Annotated in this window: 2 protein-coding genes and 1 pseudogene; 2 read left to right on the top strand and 1 reads right to left on the bottom strand. The window is 42.1% G+C overall.

Annotation, left to right across the window (positions count from 1 at the left end; translation table 11 throughout):
- Window positions 1–421, top strand: a pseudogene (locus tag AB4496_RS27685) (arylsulfatase); the annotation flags it as partial.
- Window positions 422–710: 289 nt separating this feature from the next.
- Window positions 711–1,364 (top strand): DUF2057 family protein, encoded by a 654-nt coding sequence (locus AB4496_RS27690; protein ID WP_032555007.1) that lies wholly within the window; start codon window positions 711–713, stop codon window positions 1,362–1,364.
- Window positions 1,365–1,469: 105 nt separating this feature from the next.
- On the opposite strand, the gene AB4496_RS27695 is transcribed toward AB4496_RS27690, so the two are convergent.
- A complete protein-coding gene (locus AB4496_RS27695) occupies window positions 1,470–1,964 on the bottom strand; it encodes a GNAT family N-acetyltransferase (protein WP_102257625.1) in 495 nt (164 codons plus the stop codon).
- Window positions 1,965–2,213: the final 249 nt, after the last annotated feature.

Consider the following 2,213-nt stretch of genomic DNA (forward strand, 5'->3'; position numbering starts at 1 on the left):
CTTCCTACCTTACTTCCAAGGTAAAGAAGAGAAAGGCCCTCGTGACAGCATGCTTTACTTCTCTGCTAACGCTGAACTAAATGCGGTACGTTGGAATGACTTCAAGATTTCATTCGCTGTTATGGACGGTAACATTGTTGATGCCGTGCGTTTCCAACCAAACTGGCCTCAAGTCGTTCACCTACGTGCTGATCCATTCGAAAAAGCACCACACGAATCGGGCATGTACTTACGTTGGATGGCAGACAACATGTGGCTATTCGTACCTGTAGGCGGCAAAGTACAAGAGTTCATGAACACGCTACCTGACTACCCTATGCAGCAAAGCCAAGTGTTGAACCCTGGTAACTTCAACCAGAATGCTTACATGCTTCAAGGTAAACTTAAGCAACTAGAAGCGGCAGCAGCGCAAGCTAAATAATTAGCTAAAGCTTAACCAGCCCTAGGAAAGTGAAACCAAGCCGTGATAGCTCAAGCGCTATCACGGCTTTTCAGTATATCAACAATGAAAACTGTCCCACATAAGCCTTTAACAAACGAGTGACGAACAAGGTTATCCGCATACATTTACTCGCATAGCCTTGTAGCTCGCCTCGTTTATGACCGTTACGTTAAGATTACGCAAATTTTTTCAAATCCCACGGACATCACTTGAAATACAGAGATATGCGTGCGATTGTATTTTAACTCACCCTAACAACTGTATGATTATGAAGACAACCCAAAGCATTGCCCTACTCTCAGCTATCGTTGCTGCACCTTCAGTATTAGCTGACGTTGAAATCCAAGTTCCATCCAGTGTTGATATTCTTGCGGTTAACGAAGCTAAGCCTGACTTAGACGGCGGCTTATTCTCTTCTCATAAAACACTGACGTTACCAGATGGCCAAAACCAAATCGTATTCCAATATCAACTTGCATTTGATAAAGGTAACGATCGTGAATTCGTAGACAGCGACGCTGTTATCGCAACATTCGATGCGACTGATACCACACTGACTTTCGACCTGCCAAAATACCGCAACACAGCAGAAGCAAAATCTGGGTTTAAAAACTTAGAGTGGAGCCTTGTTGACGAGAACCAGAATGAAATCAGCGTTAAGCAAGACAAGCTAGTTAAAGACGGTATGCAAATTGGACGTAAATACCCTCAAGAAGCAAAAGAATACAACCAGCAAGGCGGCATTGCTGCACTAGCTATAGGTACAACAGCAGGCGCAACAGCGGCGGTTGTTCAACCTGTAACACTTCCAGCAAAAATTGATGGAAATGCGGCTAACACAGCTGAAGAAATGTTGTATTTTTGGTACGAAAAAGCCGATGCTGAAACGAAGCAGAAATTCAAAGATTACGTGAACAAGTAGATTCGATTACGAACAAGTCTATAAAATATCTCGTTCAAACCAAAGAAGCTGGCACACTGCCAGCTTCTTTGATTTCATCTAAATAGGACGTTATAGGTCTAACAATCAACGATAATCAGGTCTAATCCTCGACATCAACAACATATCAATGTATTTCCCGCCTTTGAATGTACTCAGCCTTTTAGTGCCTTCTAACTGAAAACCTACTCGTTCATACAAAGCAATGGCAGCGTTGTTATCGGCATGAACCTCTAGCTCCAGACGGACCAGATTAAGCCAATTATCAGTCTGATTAATCGCTTCTTTCATTAATGCCTTCCCAACCCCTTTGCCGTGTGCATCAGGGTGAATCGCAATCCCTAAGCCAGCACTATGTCGGTCTCTCACCTTAGTCGTCATGAATAAGGTAATGTGCCCAACGACTTTACCTGACACTTCTGCGACTAAAGTGAAATGGTCTGAATGACCAAACAATCGCTCCACTTGATCAGAGCTAAGGAAAGGTTTTTGTGAGGTATTTTCTGATACTGATGAATGACGATAAATATCAAAAATGTCTTGGTTGTCTGTGGTTTCAAGATGTCTAATTTGTATTTCCAAAGTGATTCCTTACTGTCTATTTCTATCCTTAAGCTAATTTTCATATTACGGATAGCAACGAGTAGCTACAACCGTAAGTGACAGAAATAATTGAATAATCGTCATAGCCCATAAACAGTCGCCACAGCCCATAAATATAAAACTCAAATACTAAAAATGCACCATTGAAGGCCCTCACTCGCCTGTTCATAGAGTAAAGTTCGCTCTCGAAGCAAATAGCTCAAAGGTATAATAATACCAATCGTAGTA

Source organism: Vibrio sp. 10N.222.46.A1 (assembly GCF_041473595.1).
Taxonomy (GTDB): Bacteria; Pseudomonadota; Gammaproteobacteria; order Enterobacterales; family Vibrionaceae; genus Vibrio; species Vibrio tasmaniensis_A.

Excerpts from the sequence above, each read along its gene's own strand:
- AB4496_RS27690 (WP_032555007.1), top strand. The coding sequence starts at position 711 with ATGAAGACAACCCAAAGCATTGCCCTACTCTCAGCTATCGTTGCTGCA.